Genomic DNA, 14,106 nt, shown 5'->3' on the forward strand with positions numbered 1-14,106 from the left:
GCCCGCAACCCTCAGGAGGGGGCTTCCATGGGTTCACCCCCAAGATCACGAAGATCCCGACGGTGGCGCTGGATCTCACTGTTCGGGGCGACCGCGCTCGCGGTCACGGCGGGCGGCGCGCTGGCCTGCCCGGCCGGTGCCGTCGGGACGAACGTCGACTTCGCCACGCACTGCATCCCGCCGGCCATCGCGGGCCTGCCGCCGATCGACGGCACCACCACCGCCAACATCTCGGTGGACAACACCAGCCCCAAGGTCGGCGACACGGTCACCGTGACCTACACCGTGGTCACGCCCGCCGCCAACAACCCCACCGCCCTCGCCCTGCCGGCCGACATCATGACGCCGACCGGGAAGGTGACGCTGGGCGGGGCGCAGACGGGGGACGTGACGGTCACCGGGCCGAAGAAGAACGATCCGGTGCCCGGGTACGGGGTCTTCCCGTCGTTCTCCATGACCGGGACGTTCACCGTCACCTCGCCGGGCGCCATCACGCTCTCGCCCAGCGACTACAACATCCACACCAGCTACATCCTGGAGCTGGACACCCCCTGCACGGTCACCAACCCGCCCGCACCGGTGTCGGAGACCGTCACGGCGACCTCGACCACTCCGGTCAACAACCGTGCCATCAGCCTGAGTTCAGCCTCCGGGAATCCCGGTGACAGCGTGACCGTCAGCGGGCAGAACTTCACTCCGGGGGCGACCGTGACCCTCGCCGGACGGTCCGGGGACACCCAGACCGCCGACACGGCGACGGCCACCGCGGGCTCCGACGGTTCCTTCAGTGCCCCGATCACCGTCAACGACAAGACGACGACCGGGATCGTGGCCTACGAGGGGAGTGCGTGGAGCAGCGACGCGGGGGCGGGGCCTGCCGCCTACGTCGTCAACGACACCACGCCGGTTCCCGACGGGAGTCAGAAGCTGACGACCACCGTCAAGGCCGGGACCCTGTCCATGTCCCAGGCCGGGGACTCCGTCGCGCTGTCGGCGGTCGACTTCGGTCAGGGCGGGGCGTCCACGGGCAGCCTGCAGACCGTCACCGTCAAGGACTTCCGTGGCGGGCCGGCCGGCTGGTCGCTCACCGGCAAGGTCACCGACTTCACCGGTCCCGGCGCCAAGATCGACGCCGGGAAGCTGAGCTGGACCCCGAGCTGTGCGACCAAGTCGGGCAGCCCCAGCACCTGTGCGGCCGGTTCCGCGGGCACCGTCGGCAGTTCCGGAGCGACCCTCGCGTCGACCCCGGACGCCACCCTCACCGGCGGTGAGTTCACGGTCGACGCCGGACTCTCCCTGGACGTACCGGCGTTCACGCCTCCGGGGTCGTACTCCGGGGTCCTGACCCTGACGCTCACCTGAGCCGACTGCCGACCGTTCCAACCGCTCCAACTGTTTCAACTGCTTCATCTGCTTCATCTGTCAACTCCCTTGTGGCGACCGGGCTTTCGAACAGTGAGAGACCCGGTCGTCACCGACCCGCTTCCGACCGGGGGTCCGCACCCATGCGTCGCGCCAAGCCGTATGTCCTCCTCCTGAGCCTGATCCTCGGCGTCCTGTGCACGGCGGGTCCCGCGCGCGCCGCCGACAACGGCAGCTGGTCCGTCTATCCGGTCGCCTCGAAGATCGCGGCGCGGCCGTACTTCTACCTCTCCCTCGACCCCGGGCAGACGATCACCGACAAGGTGGCCGTCGCCAACAAGACCGGCAAGCCGCTCACCTTCCGGCTGTACGCCGCCGACGCCTACAACACCGCGCGGGACGGCGGCTTCGCCGTCCGGACGGTGAAGGAGAAGATGCGGGGGGTGGGGGCCTGGGCGAGGATCGGGAAGGCGCGGGTCACCGTCCCGCCGCACAGGACGGTCACCGTCCCGTTCACGCTGCGGGTGCCGAAGGGCGCCGAGCCCGGTGACCATCCGGGGGCGATCGTCGCGCTGGACGAGAAGGTCGATCCGGGGGCCGGGTCACTCGCGCTCGGTGTGCAGCGGGCGGTCGGCGCCCGCGTCTATCTGCGGGTGAGCGGGCCGACGCTCCCGGCCGTCGCCGTGGAGAACGTGCACATCAGCCATCACCAGCCGCTCGTGCCCGGCCTCGGCGCCAGCACGGCGACGATCTCCTACACCCTGCACAACACCGGGAACGTCACCCTGGATCCGAAGGTGCGGCTGCGGGCGCGGGGCCTGTTCGGCCGTACGCTGCTCAGCCGCGACCTCACCGGGGTCCCCTCCGAGCTGCTGCCGGGGGAGCGGGTCAAGCTCACCGCGCACTGGCGGGACGCACCCCAGTTCGACTGGGGGAGCGTGACGTTGACGGCCAGCGCGGCCGGCACCGAGGAGTCGGCGAGCGTGTCGTTCCTCGCGCTGCCGTGGCTGGTGCTGGCGGTGGTCTTCGTCGCCGGGGCGGTGGCCGGTGCGCTGTTCGCCCGGACGCGCCGCAGGGGCCGGCGGCCGTTCGCCGGGTGGTTCAGAGGGCGTCGGGGCCGCGCTCGCCCGTCCGCACCCGTACGACCGTCTCCACCGGCACCGCCCACACCTTCCCGTCCCCGATCTTCCCCGTCTGCGCGGCCTTGACGACCGCCTCGATCACGGGCTCGGCGTCGGCGTCCACGACGACGACCTCGATCCGGACCTTGGGGACCAGGTCGACGCGGTACTCGGCGCCCCGGTAGACCTCGGTGTGGCCGTGCTGCCTGCCGTAGCCGCTGGCCTCGGTCACGGTCAGGCCGTGCACGCCGAGCTCCTGGAGCGCGGTCTTCACGGCGTCCAGGCGGTAGGGCTTGACGATCGCGGTGATGAGCTTCATGCCTGGGAATCGACCTTCTGGGCGGTGGGGACGACGGAGTGGGTGACCGGGGCGCCGTGGCCCAGGACCCCGTGATCGTAAGCGGTCTCGGCGTGCACCGTAAGGTCCAGGCCGGTGTGCTCCTGGTCCTCGGCGGCCCGGAAGCCCATCGCCTTGTCGAGCACCTTGCCGATGCCGTACGTCACCGCGAACGCGTACGCCGCGACGGCGACGACCGCCACCGCCTGCCTGCCGAGCTGGGCGAGCCCGCCGCCGTAGAAGAGGCCCTCGGCGGAGCCGGTCATGGCCTTCTCGGCGAACAGGCCGATCAGAAGGGTGCCGATGATGCCGCCGACCAGGTGAACGCCGACGACGTCGAGCGAGTCGTCGTAGTCCAGCCTGAACTTCCAGCTCACGGCGTACGAGCAGACCACGCCCGCGGCGAGGCCGACGACGAGCGCGCCGAGCAGGGAGACCGAGCCGCAGGAGGGGGTGATGGCGACCAGGCCGGCGACCGCGCCGGAGGCCGCGCCCAGGGTGGTGGGGTGGCCGTCGCGCTTCTGCTCGACGAAGAGCCAGCCGAGCAGGCCGGTGCAGCCGGCGGCCAGGGTGTTGAGGAAGACGGCGGCCGCGAGGCCGTTCGCGCCGAGCGCGCTGCCCGCGTTGAAGCCGAACCAGCCGAACCAGAGCAGACCGGCGCCCAGGATCACCATCGGCAGGTTGTGCGGCCGCATGGCGTCCTTCTTGAAGCCGAGCCGCGGGCCGAGGACCAGGCACAGGGCGAGACCGGAGGCGCCGGAGGTGATCTCGACGGGCAGGCCGCCGGCGAAGTCGAGGGCGCCGAGGTGGTGTGCGATCCAGCCACCGGGGCCCCATACCCAGTGCGCGACCGGAACGTATACGAGCAGCGCCCAGACGGGGACGAACACCAGCCAGGCCCCGAATTTCGCCCGGTCCGCGATCGCGCCGCTGATCAGCGCGGCCGTGATGATCGCGAAGGTGAGCTGGAAGGTGGCGAAGAGGAGGGTCGGGACGGTGCCCTGGACGCTGTCCGGGCCGAGGCCGCGCATGCCCGCGTGGGCGAGGTCGCCGAGGAGCCCGGCCCCGAGGTCGTCCCCGAAGGCAAGGGTGTATCCGCCCGCCAGCCACACCACCGTGACCAGGGCGATCGACACGAAGCTCATCATCAGCATGTTGAGGACGCTCTTCGTGCGGACCATGCCGCCGTAGAACAGGGCCAGCCCCGGGGTCATCAGCAGGACCAGGGCGGTCGCGGCGAGCAGCCAGGCGGTGTCGCCGGTGTCTGCGTGCGCGGCGGAGAGGAACACGGGCGTCTCCAACGTCGGTCGGGGCTCGTCAGAGGGTCACCGGTCTCCGTTTCCGGTTGCGTACAGCTGTGTTTCCGTGACGTTTCGTTGCGTTGGGGTTACCGAAAACTCACGGTGCGGCCGGGCCTCGTGGATCAGGGAGAATGGGGGGCATGAGCGTTCGCAGCCAGTCAACCGAGCCGTCGGAATCGTCGTCGGAATCGTCGAAGGCCGTCCACCGGGCGGGCTTCGCCTGTTTCGTGGGCCGCCCCAACGCGGGCAAGTCCACCCTCACGAACGCTCTGGTCGGGCAGAAGGTGGCGATCACCGCGAACCAGCCGCAGACGACGCGGCACACGGTCCGCGGCATCGTGCACCGGGACGACGCCCAGCTGATCCTGGTCGACACCCCGGGCCTCCACAAGCCGCGCACGCTGCTCGGCGAGCGGCTCAACGACGTCGTCCGCACGACGTGGGCCGAGGTCGACGTGATCGGCTTCTGCCTCCCGGCGAACGAGAAGATCGGTCCGGGTGACCGCTTCATCGCCAAGGAGCTGGCCGGGATCCGCAAGACCCCGAAGGTCGCGATCGTCACCAAGACCGACCTCGTCGACTCCAAGACCCTCGCCGAGCAGCTGATCGCCATCGACCAGCTCGGCAAGGAGCTGGGCTTCGAGTGGGCCGAGATCGTGCCGGTCTCGGCGGTCGGCGACAAGCAGGTGAGCCTGCTGGCCGACCTCCTCGTCCCGCTCCTCCCCGAGGGTCCGGCGCTCTACCCCGAGGGCGACCTCACCGACGAGCCCGAGCAGGTCATGATCGCCGAGCTGATCCGCGAGGCGGCCCTGGAGGGCGTCCGCGACGAGCTGCCGCACTCCATCGCCGTCGTCGTCGAGGAGATGCTCCCCCGCGAGGACCGCCCCGCCGACAAGCCCCTCCTGGACATCCACGCAAACCTCTTCATCGAGCGCCCCAGCCAGAAGGGCATCATCATCGGCCCCAAGGGCAAGCGCCTGAAGGAGGTCGGCATCAAGAGCCGCAAGCAGATCGAGGCGCTGCTGGGCACGCCCGTGTTCCTGGATTTGCACGTCAAGGTGGCGAAGGACTGGCAGCGGGACCCGAAGCAGCTGCGGCGGCTGGGGTTCTGAGGCCTCTGCGGGTTCTGCGGGGAATCACGGTGCCGCCGGGCGGGCGGGGCCGGGAGGGACCCCTGCGTCCCGATGGACCCCTGCGCCGCGATGGACTGCTCCCCTGCGTACAACCTTCCGTGAGGCCGCCGGTCTGAACAGGCACACACCTACGCGAACTACCGGGGGGTAGTCATGCGACGCATACGACGCATAGGTACTGCAGTGGCCGCGATGATGCTGGCCGGCGGCGGACTGCTGGCCGGCACGGTGCCGGCGGTGGCCGCGCCGACGGCCGTGGACTGTGCCGTGACCTGGGGCAGCCTCGACAAGACCGCTGACGCCGCCGCCTCCAGGCGGCTGACCGACGTGCGCACCGGACAGCACGAGTGCTACGACCGCCTGGTCTTCGACGCCCAGGGCACCTCGGCCGACCCGGTCGGCTACTACGTCCACTACGTCGACGTCCTGCACCAGGACCCGTCCGACGTCGTCGTCCCGATCAAGGGCGGCGCCATTCTGGAGATCTCGCTGTTCGCCCCGCGCTACGACCCGGTGACCGGACAGCCCTACCCGGCGCTGCCGTCCGTCGACGTCACCGGGTACCGGACCTTCCGGGAGTTCAAGGTCACGGGCGGCTCCGAGGGCTACACCCAGGCGGGCCTCGGCGTCCGCGCCCGGCTGCCGTTCCGGGTCTTCCAGACGGCCAACCATCTCGTGGTGGACGTGGCCCACACCTGGTGACCCGCACGGCCGGACGCTCAGGAGCAGCTCGCGCTCAGGTCCTGCAGCCCCACCACCCGCAGCAGCTGAAGCCGTTCGTAGGACTCCGTGCCCGGGCGGGCCGTGTGGATGACGAGGTGCTGGTGGGTGTCGGTGTTGATGAGGACCTCGCAGTCCAGTTCCAGGAGGCCGACGGCCGGATGGAGGAAGCGCTTCGTCGTCGCGCGGCGCACCGCCACCTCGTGTTCGGACCACAGGCGCGCGAACTCCTCGCTGCCCGCGAGGAGTTCGGCGACGAGGGCGGCCGGGACCGGGTCGGCGGGGCGGGCGGCGGCCACCGCCCGCAGGTTGGCCACGTGTTCACGGGCCCGCGCCGGGCGGTCCTCCGGCGGGAAGACACCGTGGGTCGACGGGTCGAGGAAGTAGCGGCGGAGCAGGTTGCGTTCGCGCGGCGGGCGGGCCAGCACGTCGCCGCTCAGCGCCCGTGAGAGGGCGTTCTGGGCCAGGACCTCACCGCAGTCGGTCGTCACCAGCGCCGGGGTGTCGTGCAGCCGGTCCAGGACCAGCAGCAGCCCCGGACCGACATGGGTGCTGGTCGCCTCCCGGCGCGGGGGCTCCTCGCCGGTCAGGTGGAACAGGTGGTCCCGTTCGTCCTGCGTGAGGCGCAGCGCGCGGGCCAGTGCCGTCAGCATCTGGCGGGACGGGCGCGGGCCCCGGGACTGTTCGAGGCGCGTGTAGTAGTCGGCGGACATGCCGGCCAGGGAGGCCACCTCCTCGCGCCGCAGCCCGGGGGTGCGGCGCCGGGCGCCGGCCGGCAGGCCCACGTCGGAGGGGTCCAGGCGGGTGCGGGCGTGGCGCAGGAAGTCGGCGAGCTCGGGGCGGTTCACCTCTCCAGGGTGGCCCGGGGCGTCCGGCTTATCCAGGGAGTGCCGCTCCCCTGATCGGGAGGTCTCTCCCGGCGGCGGGGGACCGGGGCGAGGGTGAGGGGACCAGAGCGAAGGAGAAGGTCATGATCACTCTTGTCACCGGGGCGACCGGGCAGGTCGGGCGGCGGTTCGTGCCGCGGCTCGTCCAGCAGGCGCAAGGGGGTGAACGGGTACGGGTCCTCGTGCGGGACGCGGCCAGTGGGGAGCCGTTCGCCGCGCTGGGCGCCGAGGTCGTCGTCGGCGACCTGCGGGACGAGGAGGCGCTCGGCAAGGCCGTCGCCGGGGCGGACGCCGTCGTGAACGTCGCCGCCGCCTTCCGGGGGGTGCCGGACGAGGAGGCCCGGGCCGTCAACCGGGACGCGGCCGTGGCGCTGGGGCGAGCCGCACTGAGCGCCGGTGTACGACGGTTCGTGCAGGTCAGCACCGGGAACGTGTACGGATCCGGGCGCGGCCGCCCGCTCACCGAGGACGACGAGAGCCGGCCCGGCGGCGAGATGTGGGGCGCGTACCCCGAGTCCAAGGCGGCCGCCGAGCGGGAGCTGCTCGCCCTGGCGGGCGGCATGGAGGTGCGGATCGGGCGGCTGCCGTTCGTCTACGGCGAAGGGGACCCGCACATCGCGAACGCGATGCCCTGGGCCGCGCGCTGGGCCCCCGCGCAGCGGCTCCAGATGGCTCACCACGCGGATGTCGGACAGGGGCTGATGCGGCTGTTGTACGCCCCCGCGGTGAACGGTCCGGTCTACAACATCGCCGACGACGCGCCCGTCACGACCGTGGAGCTGTACCGGCTGGCCGGCGCCGAGCCGCCCGAGGACCTGCCCGACCGTGGCGACCGCGACCCCTGGCACGGGATCATGTCGAACCGGAAGATCCGCCGGGATCTCGGTTTCCGGCCGATCTACCCGAGCGCCTGGACGGCCTGGGACGCCGGAGCGCTGTAGGGCCGGGCCGAGTGTCCGCCGGAGCGTCGGTCGGCTGCGGCGCCGTCGTGGCTGGTCGCGCAGTTCCCCGCGCCCCTTTGGGGCGCTATTCGACCCCTCTGATCCGTCTCACCAGCCACGCCCCCGCCAGCCCGATCACCGCCGCCACCAGGTACAGGACGCGGTAGCCGCCGAGGTAGGTGACGATCGGGGCGGCGAGGGCGGGGGCCGCGACCTGGGGGAGGGCGTTGGCGACGTTGATGACGCCGAGGTCCTTGCCGCGGTCGACCGCCTTCGGCAGGACGTCGGTCATCAGCGCGAAGTCCACGGAGGTGAACACCCCGAAGCCGATGCCCAGCACGGCGGAGGCCACGAGCGCTCCCGGCCAGGTCTGCCAGACCGACAGCAGGGCCGTGGCCACCGCCATCAGCATTCCGGACCAGATCACGAACGGCTTGCGGCGGCCCACCCGGTCCGACCAGACCCCGCCGACCACGACGGTCGCCATCAGCGTCAGTCCGTTGACGGCGGTCAGGATCAGCACGCCCTGGTCGGGGTCGGAGTAGTGCAGGCGGTCGCGGAGGTAGTAGAGCAGGTACAGGAGGACCAGGGAGTTGCTGAGGTTGATCAGGAAGCGGGTCAGCCAGGCCCAGCCCAGGTCGGGGTAGCGGCGCGGGCTCAGCCAGAAACCGGCCAGGAAGGCGCGCCAGGACCAGGGCGGCCGGTCCGCCGGCGCCAGCCGCAGGTCCGGGTGGCGGAGTACGTACGGCAGGACCCCCAGCGCCGTGAACACCGCGCACGCCACATAGCCCGCCCCGATGCCCCCGGCGGCCGTCGCCAGGCCGGTGCCGCCGACCACGCCGAGGATCTGAGCGGCCCCCAGCCAGCCGCCGACCGAGCCCCGCTGCAGTCTCGGCACCCGGTCCGGCACCGCCGCCGTGACCGCCGCGAAGGCCGCGTTGAGGGTGAGCTGGACCAGGCCCCAGCCCAGCATCATCGTCCACATGCCGCCGGCGCCCGCGAGCAGCAGCAGGGACAGCGCGCCGCCCGCCGTACCGGCGACGATCCACGGCGTACGGCGGCCCCAGCGGGACGTCGTCCGGTCCGAGAGCGCGCCGAAGACCGGGTTCGCGGCCAGCGACACCACCGCGCCGACGCCGGTCACCCAGGCCAGCATCGTCTCCTTCGACATCCCGGAGCCGGGCGCGAAGTCCTTGGCCTGGGAGGCGAGGAGGATCTGCAGGGGGCCGTACCAGCCCACCCAGATAGCCCCGTTGGCGAGCGAGAGCGCCGACGTCCAGCCCCGGCCGACCCGCTCGACCGGCTCCGCCAGGGCGGCGGCCGGCTCGGCCGGCTCCCGGGTCGTCGTCATCTCTGCGCCCGCAGGACGTCCCGGTACCAGGCGTACGACGACTTCGGCGTCCGCGCCTGCGTCGCGTAGTCGACGTGGACCAGGCCGAAGCGGCGCTCGTACCCCTCGGCCCACTCGAAGTTGTCGAGGAGCGACCAGACGAAGTAGCCGCGCACGTCCACGCCGGCCTCGACCGCCTTGTGCAGTGCCCGGATGTGGCCGTCCAGGTAGGCGATCCGGTCCTGGTCGTCGACGCCCTGGTAGGAGCAGCCGTTCTCGGTGATGACGACCGGCGGGAGGCGGTCGCTGTAGCGGTCGCGGAAGGTGGTGAGGAGTTCCGTGAGGCCCTCGGGGACGACCGGCCAGCCGAAGTCCGTCACCGGGACGTCCTCGATGTCCTGGACGGAGAAGGGGAGTTCGGCGGGGAGGGTGAGCCCGCCGAACTCGATCTCGGTGCCCTGCGGGGCGCCGACCTTGGTGGGCGCGTAGTAGTTGATCCCGTACCAGTCGAGGGGTTCGGCGATCACCTTCAGGTCGGCGGCGACGTCGCCGGGCATCAGGTCGCCCATGCCGTCCGGGTACTCGCCGAGCAGGAGCGGTTCGGCGAACAGGCGGTTGAGGAGGAGGTCGTAGAAGGCCGCCGCCTCCAGGTCGGCCGGTTCCTGCGAGGCCGGCCAGGTCGGGCCGTGGGAGTTGGCGATGCCGATGTCGGCGGCGCCGGCCGCGCGCAGCGCCCGTACCGCCAGGCCGTGCGCGAGGAGCTGGTGGTGGGCGACCGGGAGCGCGTCGAACATCAGCTGCTTGCCGGGGGCGTGGGCGCCCAGGGCGTAGCCGAACAGGGTCTGTTCGGCGGGCTCGTTCAGGGTGATCCACTTCTTCACGCGGTCGCCGAGCCGGTCCGCGACCGTCGAGACGTAGTCGGCGAAGTGCGACGCCGTGTCGCGGTCCAGCCAGCCGCCCCCCGCGGCGGAGCCGCTATTGGACACAGCTTGAAGGGCCGTCGGCAGGTCCCAGTGGAAGAGGGTCGGGACCGGGCGGATGCCGGCCGCGCACAGCTCGTCCACCAGGCGGTCGTAGAAGTCCAGGCCGCCCGCCGAGCGCACCCGCGGCCAGGAGATCGAGAAGCGGTACGCGTCCACGCCCAGGCCGGCGAGCAGGACCACGTCCTCGGCGTGGCGGTGGTAGTGGTCGCAGGCCACCGCCGCCGTCGAGCCGTCCTTGATCCGGCCCGGCTCCGCCTCGAACACGTCCCACACGGACGGCTCGCGCAGGTCGGCCGCGCCCTCGATCTGATGCGCCGAGGTCGAGACGCCCCAGAGGAAGCCGTCCGGGAAGCGGGGGAAGCCGGGGATCGGATGGACCGAGTCTGTCGCCATGGCCGGGATCATCCTTACCACCGGTAACGTAAGTCAACGCCCGGGCGTGAACTACCCGTTACGGGACCCGGTCACGCCCCTTCCTTCAACACCCGCGAGATCAGTTCGCGTTGGTCCTCGGACAGCCGCGGGTCGGCCGCGTACACCGTCCGGCCGTCCACCGTGATCTCGTACGCGAACCCGTCCGGCACCCCGGGCGGCGGGGAGCCCCGGCCGGCCGCGAGCGCGCGCTCGGCCAGGGCCTGCCACTCGGCGGCGTCGGACCGGCCCGAGGTGTCCACCTCGGCCCGGCGCTCGATGCCCGCGAACCCGCCCGTGCGCCTCACCTGAATACGCATGGGTCCCTGTGTAGTACGGAACCGGGCGGTGCGCATCCCCGCCCCTGCCCGTGGCTCCGCACGGTCAGGAGGCCTGTACCCCCACCTGGGCCCAGGCCTTGAGGGCCGCCTCGCTCTCCTCGCCCGTCTGGTAGCGGGTCTTGGCCGCGGCGACCGTGAGCTTCGCGAAGTCGACGAACGTGGCGTCCGACTGCAGTTCGCCGCCGGTGAGGACGTCGTACCAGATCTGCCCGGCCCGCTCCCAGGCGTTGCCGCCGAGGGCGGTGGCGAGCAGGTAGAAGGCGTGGTTGGGGATGCCGGAGTTGATGTGCACGCCGCCGTTGTCCCGGCTGGTCTTCACGTAGTGCTGCATGGTCGCCGGCTGCGGGTCCTTGCCGAGGCGCGGGTCGTCGTACGCCGTGCCCGGGGCCTTCATCGAGCGCAGCGCCACCCCGTTCACGCCCGGGGCGAGCAGGCCCTCGCCGATCAGCCAGTCGGCCTGGTCCGCGGTCTGGCCGAGGGAGTACTGCTTGATGAGCGAGCCGAAGACGTCGGAGACCGACTCGTTGAGGGCGCCGGACTGGCCGTAGTACTCCAAGTTGGCGGTGTACTGGGTGACGCCGTGCGTGAGTTCGTGGCCGATGACGTCGACGGAGGTGGTGAAGTCGACGAAGATCTCGCCGTCGCCGTCGCCGAACACCATCTGGTCGCCGTTCCAGAAGGCGTTGTCGTAGTTGACGTCGTAGTGGACGGTCGCGTTCAGCGGCAGCCCGTCGCCGTCGATGGAGTTGCGCTCGTACGCCTTCAGGTACAGCTCGAAGGTGGCGCCGAGACCGGCGTAGGCGCGGTTGACGGTGGCGTCCTGGCCGGGCTCGGAGCCCTCCGCGCGGACCTCGGTGCCGGGCAGGGCGGTGCCGTGCTCGGCGTCGTAGATCGTGCGGTGCGGAGCCGTGTCGGGGGCTGCCGGGGCGGCGACGGCGACGGCCGTGGTGCGGACCGCGGTGATCCGGCGGCGGATGCGGGCCGCGGAGTCGTGCTGCAGGGTGCGCAGCGCGGAGTCGGCGAGCGCCTGGTCCTCGTGGGCGGCGAGGTGGTCGAGGATGTGCGGCGGCACGATCGTGCAGAAGACGGGCGTGTGCGTGCAGAAGGCGGACGTGCGGTCGATGACGGGCTCAGAGCCCCCGTTGGTCGTCATACACCGCACCCTCGCACTGAGTCACTCGACTGTCACTACCCGCAACCATGATTGGTGAAATACCGTGACAATTGGCCACTCTCTGTAAGGGAGAGTGGTATGGCGCACTTTTTGTCCTGTTTGTTCCAGCGGTCCCGCATACTGATACGGCGCCCCGCGTCCGAAGGGGCTCGGCTAGCATGCGGAGCATCATGCGTTTCGGGCTGCTTCTTCTTAGCTGCCGCGGCGAGGGCCTGTAGTCCAGGTCGACTCCCTCCCCGCGGAGCTTCGCGTTGCGTCGTCGGCCGTCCTTCCGGACACCCACTAGGAGCCCCGCAATCATGGCGAACCGCCAGCAGCCCAGCACCATGCCGATCCACAAGTACGGCCGCTACGAGCAGGTCGACATCCCGGACCGCACCTGGCCGGACAACCGGATCACCGTCGCTCCCCGCTGGCTCTCCACCGACCTGCGCGACGGCAACCAGTCCCTGATCGACCCGATGTCGCCCGAGCGCAAGCGCCGGATGTTCGACCAGCTGGTCAAGATGGGCTACAAGGAGATCGAGGTCGGCTTCCCGGCCTCCGGCCAGACCGACTTCGACTTCGTGCGCTCGATCATCGAGGAAGAGGGCGCGATCCCGGACGACGTCACCATCTCCGTACTGACCCAGGCCCGCGAGGACCTGATCGAGCGGACCGTGGAGTCGCTGAAGGGCGCCCGGCGGGCCACCGTCCACCTGTACAACGCGACCGCCCCGGTGTTCCGCCGGGTCGTCTTCCGCGGCTCCAAGGACGACATCAAGCAGATCGCCGTCGACGGCACCCGCCTGGTGATGGAGTACGCGGAGAAACTGCTGGGCCCGGAGACCGAGTTCGGCTACCAGTACTCGCCGGAGATCTTCACCGACACCGAGCTGGACTTCGCGCTGGAGGTCTGCGAGGCGGTGATGGACGTCTACCAGCCGGGTCCGGGCCGCGAGATCATCCTCAACCTGCCCGCCACGGTGGAGCGTTCGACCCCCTCCACGCACGCGGACCGCTTCGAGTGGATGAGCCGCAACCTCTCCCGCCGCGAGCACGTCGTCATCTCCGTCCACCCGCACAACGACCGCGGCACCGCCGTCGCCGCCGCCGAACTGGCGCTGATGGCCGGCGCCGACCGCGTCGAGGGCTGCCTGTTCGGGCAGGGCGAGCGCACCGGCAACGTCGACCTGGTCACCCTGGGCATGAACCTCTTCTCCCAGGGCGTCGACCCGCAGATCGACTTCTCCGACATCGACGAGATCCGTCGCACGTGGGAGTACTGCAACCAGATGGAGGTCCACCCGCGCCACCCGTACGTGGGCGACCTGGTCTACACGTCCTTCTCCGGCTCCCACCAGGACGCCATCAAGAAGGGCTTCGACGCCATGGAGGCCGACGCGGCCGCGAAGGGCGTCACCGTCGACGACATCGAGTGGGCGGTGCCGTACCTGCCCATCGACCCGAAGGACGTCGGCCGCTCCTACGAGGCGGTCATCCGGGTCAACTCGCAGTCCGGCAAGGGCGGTATCGCCTACGTCCTGAAGAACGACCACAAGCTGGACCTGCCGCGCCGGATGCAGATCGAGTTCTCGAAGATCATCCAGGCCAAGACGGACGCCGAGGGCGGCGAGGTCACCGGCGCCGCCATCTGGTCGGTCTTCCAGGACGAGTACCTGCCGAACCCGGAGAACCCCTGGGGCCGGGTCCAGGTCCGCACCGGGCAGTCGACCACCGACACCGACGGCGTGGACACCCTCACCGTCGAGGCCACCGTCGACGGCGAGGACACCGTCCTGACCGGCTCCGGCAACGGCCCGATCTCCGCGTTCTTCGACGCGCTGCAGGGCCTGGGCATCGACGTACGTCTCCTGGACTACCAGGAGCACACGATGAGCGAGGGTGCCTCCGCGCAGGCCGCCTCCTACATCGAATGCGCGATCGACGGCAAGGTCCTGTGGGGTATCGGCATCGATGCGAACACGACGCGTGCGTCGCTGAAGGCGGTCGTCTCCGCGGTGAACCGCGCCGCCCGCTGAACCTTCTGACCAGCGACTTCACGGCCCCGACCGCCTCACCCGGC

General features: G+C 71.1%; 13 protein-coding genes. 6 read left to right on the top strand and 7 right to left on the bottom strand.

The window, feature by feature from the left end:
- The first annotated feature begins 27 nt into the window (after positions 1 to 27).
- Both ABZ887_RS37070 and ABZ887_RS37075 read left to right on the top strand, forming a co-directional pair.
- The gene (locus ABZ887_RS37070) at positions 28 to 1,362 is read left to right on the top strand and encodes a beta-xylosidase (RefSeq protein WP_361299690.1); all 1,335 of its coding nucleotides are present in this window, start codon (positions 28 to 30) and stop codon (positions 1,360 to 1,362) included.
- Positions 1,363 to 1,505: 143 nt separating this feature from the next.
- Complete coding sequence (locus tag ABZ887_RS37075; protein WP_361299693.1) at positions 1,506 to 2,570, top strand: DUF916 domain-containing protein; 1,065 nt, start codon at positions 1,506 to 1,508, stop codon at positions 2,568 to 2,570.
- On the opposite strand, the gene ABZ887_RS37080 is transcribed toward ABZ887_RS37075, so the two are convergent.
- Together ABZ887_RS37080 and ABZ887_RS37085 are read right to left on the bottom strand one after the other, a co-directional pair.
- Positions 2,464 to 2,802, bottom strand: a complete 339-nt coding sequence (locus ABZ887_RS37080; protein ID WP_361299696.1) for a P-II family nitrogen regulator — start codon at positions 2,800 to 2,802, stop codon at positions 2,464 to 2,466. The genes ABZ887_RS37075 and ABZ887_RS37080 overlap by 107 nt on opposite strands.
- Entirely contained in the window at positions 2,799 to 4,109 is a 1,311-nt protein-coding gene (locus ABZ887_RS37085; RefSeq protein ID WP_361299699.1) for an ammonium transporter, read from the bottom strand. The genes ABZ887_RS37080 and ABZ887_RS37085 overlap by 4 nt, the downstream gene beginning before the upstream one ends.
- 143 nt (positions 4,110 to 4,252) lie before the next feature.
- Between ABZ887_RS37085 and era the strand changes: the two genes are divergently transcribed.
- The gene (gene era, locus ABZ887_RS37090) at positions 4,253 to 5,233 is read left to right on the top strand and encodes a GTPase Era (protein WP_361299702.1); all 981 of its coding nucleotides are present in this window, start codon (positions 4,253 to 4,255) and stop codon (positions 5,231 to 5,233) included.
- Positions 5,234 to 5,449: 216 nt separating this feature from the next.
- On the top strand, positions 5,450 to 5,956 hold the full coding sequence (locus ABZ887_RS37095) for a hypothetical protein (protein WP_361299962.1): 507 nt from the start codon (positions 5,450 to 5,452) through the stop codon (positions 5,954 to 5,956).
- Positions 5,957 to 5,973: 17 nt separating this feature from the next.
- On the opposite strand, the gene ABZ887_RS37100 is transcribed toward ABZ887_RS37095, so the two are convergent.
- On the bottom strand, positions 5,974 to 6,822 hold the full coding sequence (locus ABZ887_RS37100; RefSeq protein WP_361299705.1) for a helix-turn-helix transcriptional regulator: 849 nt from the start codon (positions 6,820 to 6,822) through the stop codon (positions 5,974 to 5,976).
- A gap of 122 nt (positions 6,823 to 6,944) precedes the next feature.
- Between ABZ887_RS37100 and ABZ887_RS37105 the strand changes: the two genes are divergently transcribed.
- Positions 6,945 to 7,802 carry an NAD(P)-dependent oxidoreductase gene (locus tag ABZ887_RS37105; RefSeq protein WP_361299708.1) on the top strand — a complete coding sequence of 286 codons (858 nt, stop codon included), beginning with the start codon at positions 6,945 to 6,947 and terminating at the stop codon, positions 7,800 to 7,802.
- An 85-nt stretch (positions 7,803 to 7,887) separates the two neighbouring features.
- On the opposite strand, the gene ABZ887_RS37110 is transcribed toward ABZ887_RS37105, so the two are convergent.
- The 4 genes from ABZ887_RS37110 to ABZ887_RS37125 all read right to left on the bottom strand — a co-directional run bounded on the left by ABZ887_RS37110 (position 7,888) and on the right by ABZ887_RS37125 (position 12,020).
- A complete protein-coding gene (locus ABZ887_RS37110) occupies positions 7,888 to 9,153 on the bottom strand; it encodes an MFS transporter (protein WP_361299710.1) in 1,266 nt (421 codons plus the stop codon).
- Complete coding sequence (locus ABZ887_RS37115) at positions 9,150 to 10,508, bottom strand: GH1 family beta-glucosidase (protein ID WP_361299713.1); 1,359 nt, start codon at positions 10,506 to 10,508, stop codon at positions 9,150 to 9,152. The genes ABZ887_RS37110 and ABZ887_RS37115 overlap by 4 nt, the downstream gene beginning before the upstream one ends.
- A gap of 71 nt (positions 10,509 to 10,579) precedes the next feature.
- On the bottom strand, positions 10,580 to 10,846 hold the full coding sequence (locus tag ABZ887_RS37120; RefSeq protein ID WP_361299716.1) for a protealysin inhibitor emfourin: 267 nt from the start codon (positions 10,844 to 10,846) through the stop codon (positions 10,580 to 10,582).
- A gap of 64 nt (positions 10,847 to 10,910) precedes the next feature.
- A complete protein-coding gene (locus ABZ887_RS37125; RefSeq protein ID WP_361299719.1) occupies positions 10,911 to 12,020 on the bottom strand; it encodes a M4 family metallopeptidase in 1,110 nt (369 codons plus the stop codon).
- A 320-nt stretch (positions 12,021 to 12,340) separates the two neighbouring features.
- On the opposite strand from ABZ887_RS37125, the gene leuA reads away from it, so the two are divergent.
- Positions 12,341 to 14,062 (top strand): 2-isopropylmalate synthase, encoded by a 1,722-nt coding sequence (leuA, locus tag ABZ887_RS37130; protein WP_361299722.1) that lies wholly within the window; start codon positions 12,341 to 12,343, stop codon positions 14,060 to 14,062.
- Positions 14,063 to 14,106 lie beyond the last annotated feature (44 nt).

The sequence above is a fragment of the Streptomyces sp. NPDC047061 genome (assembly GCF_040643955.1).
Classification (GTDB): Bacteria; Actinomycetota; Actinomycetes; order Streptomycetales; family Streptomycetaceae; genus Streptomyces.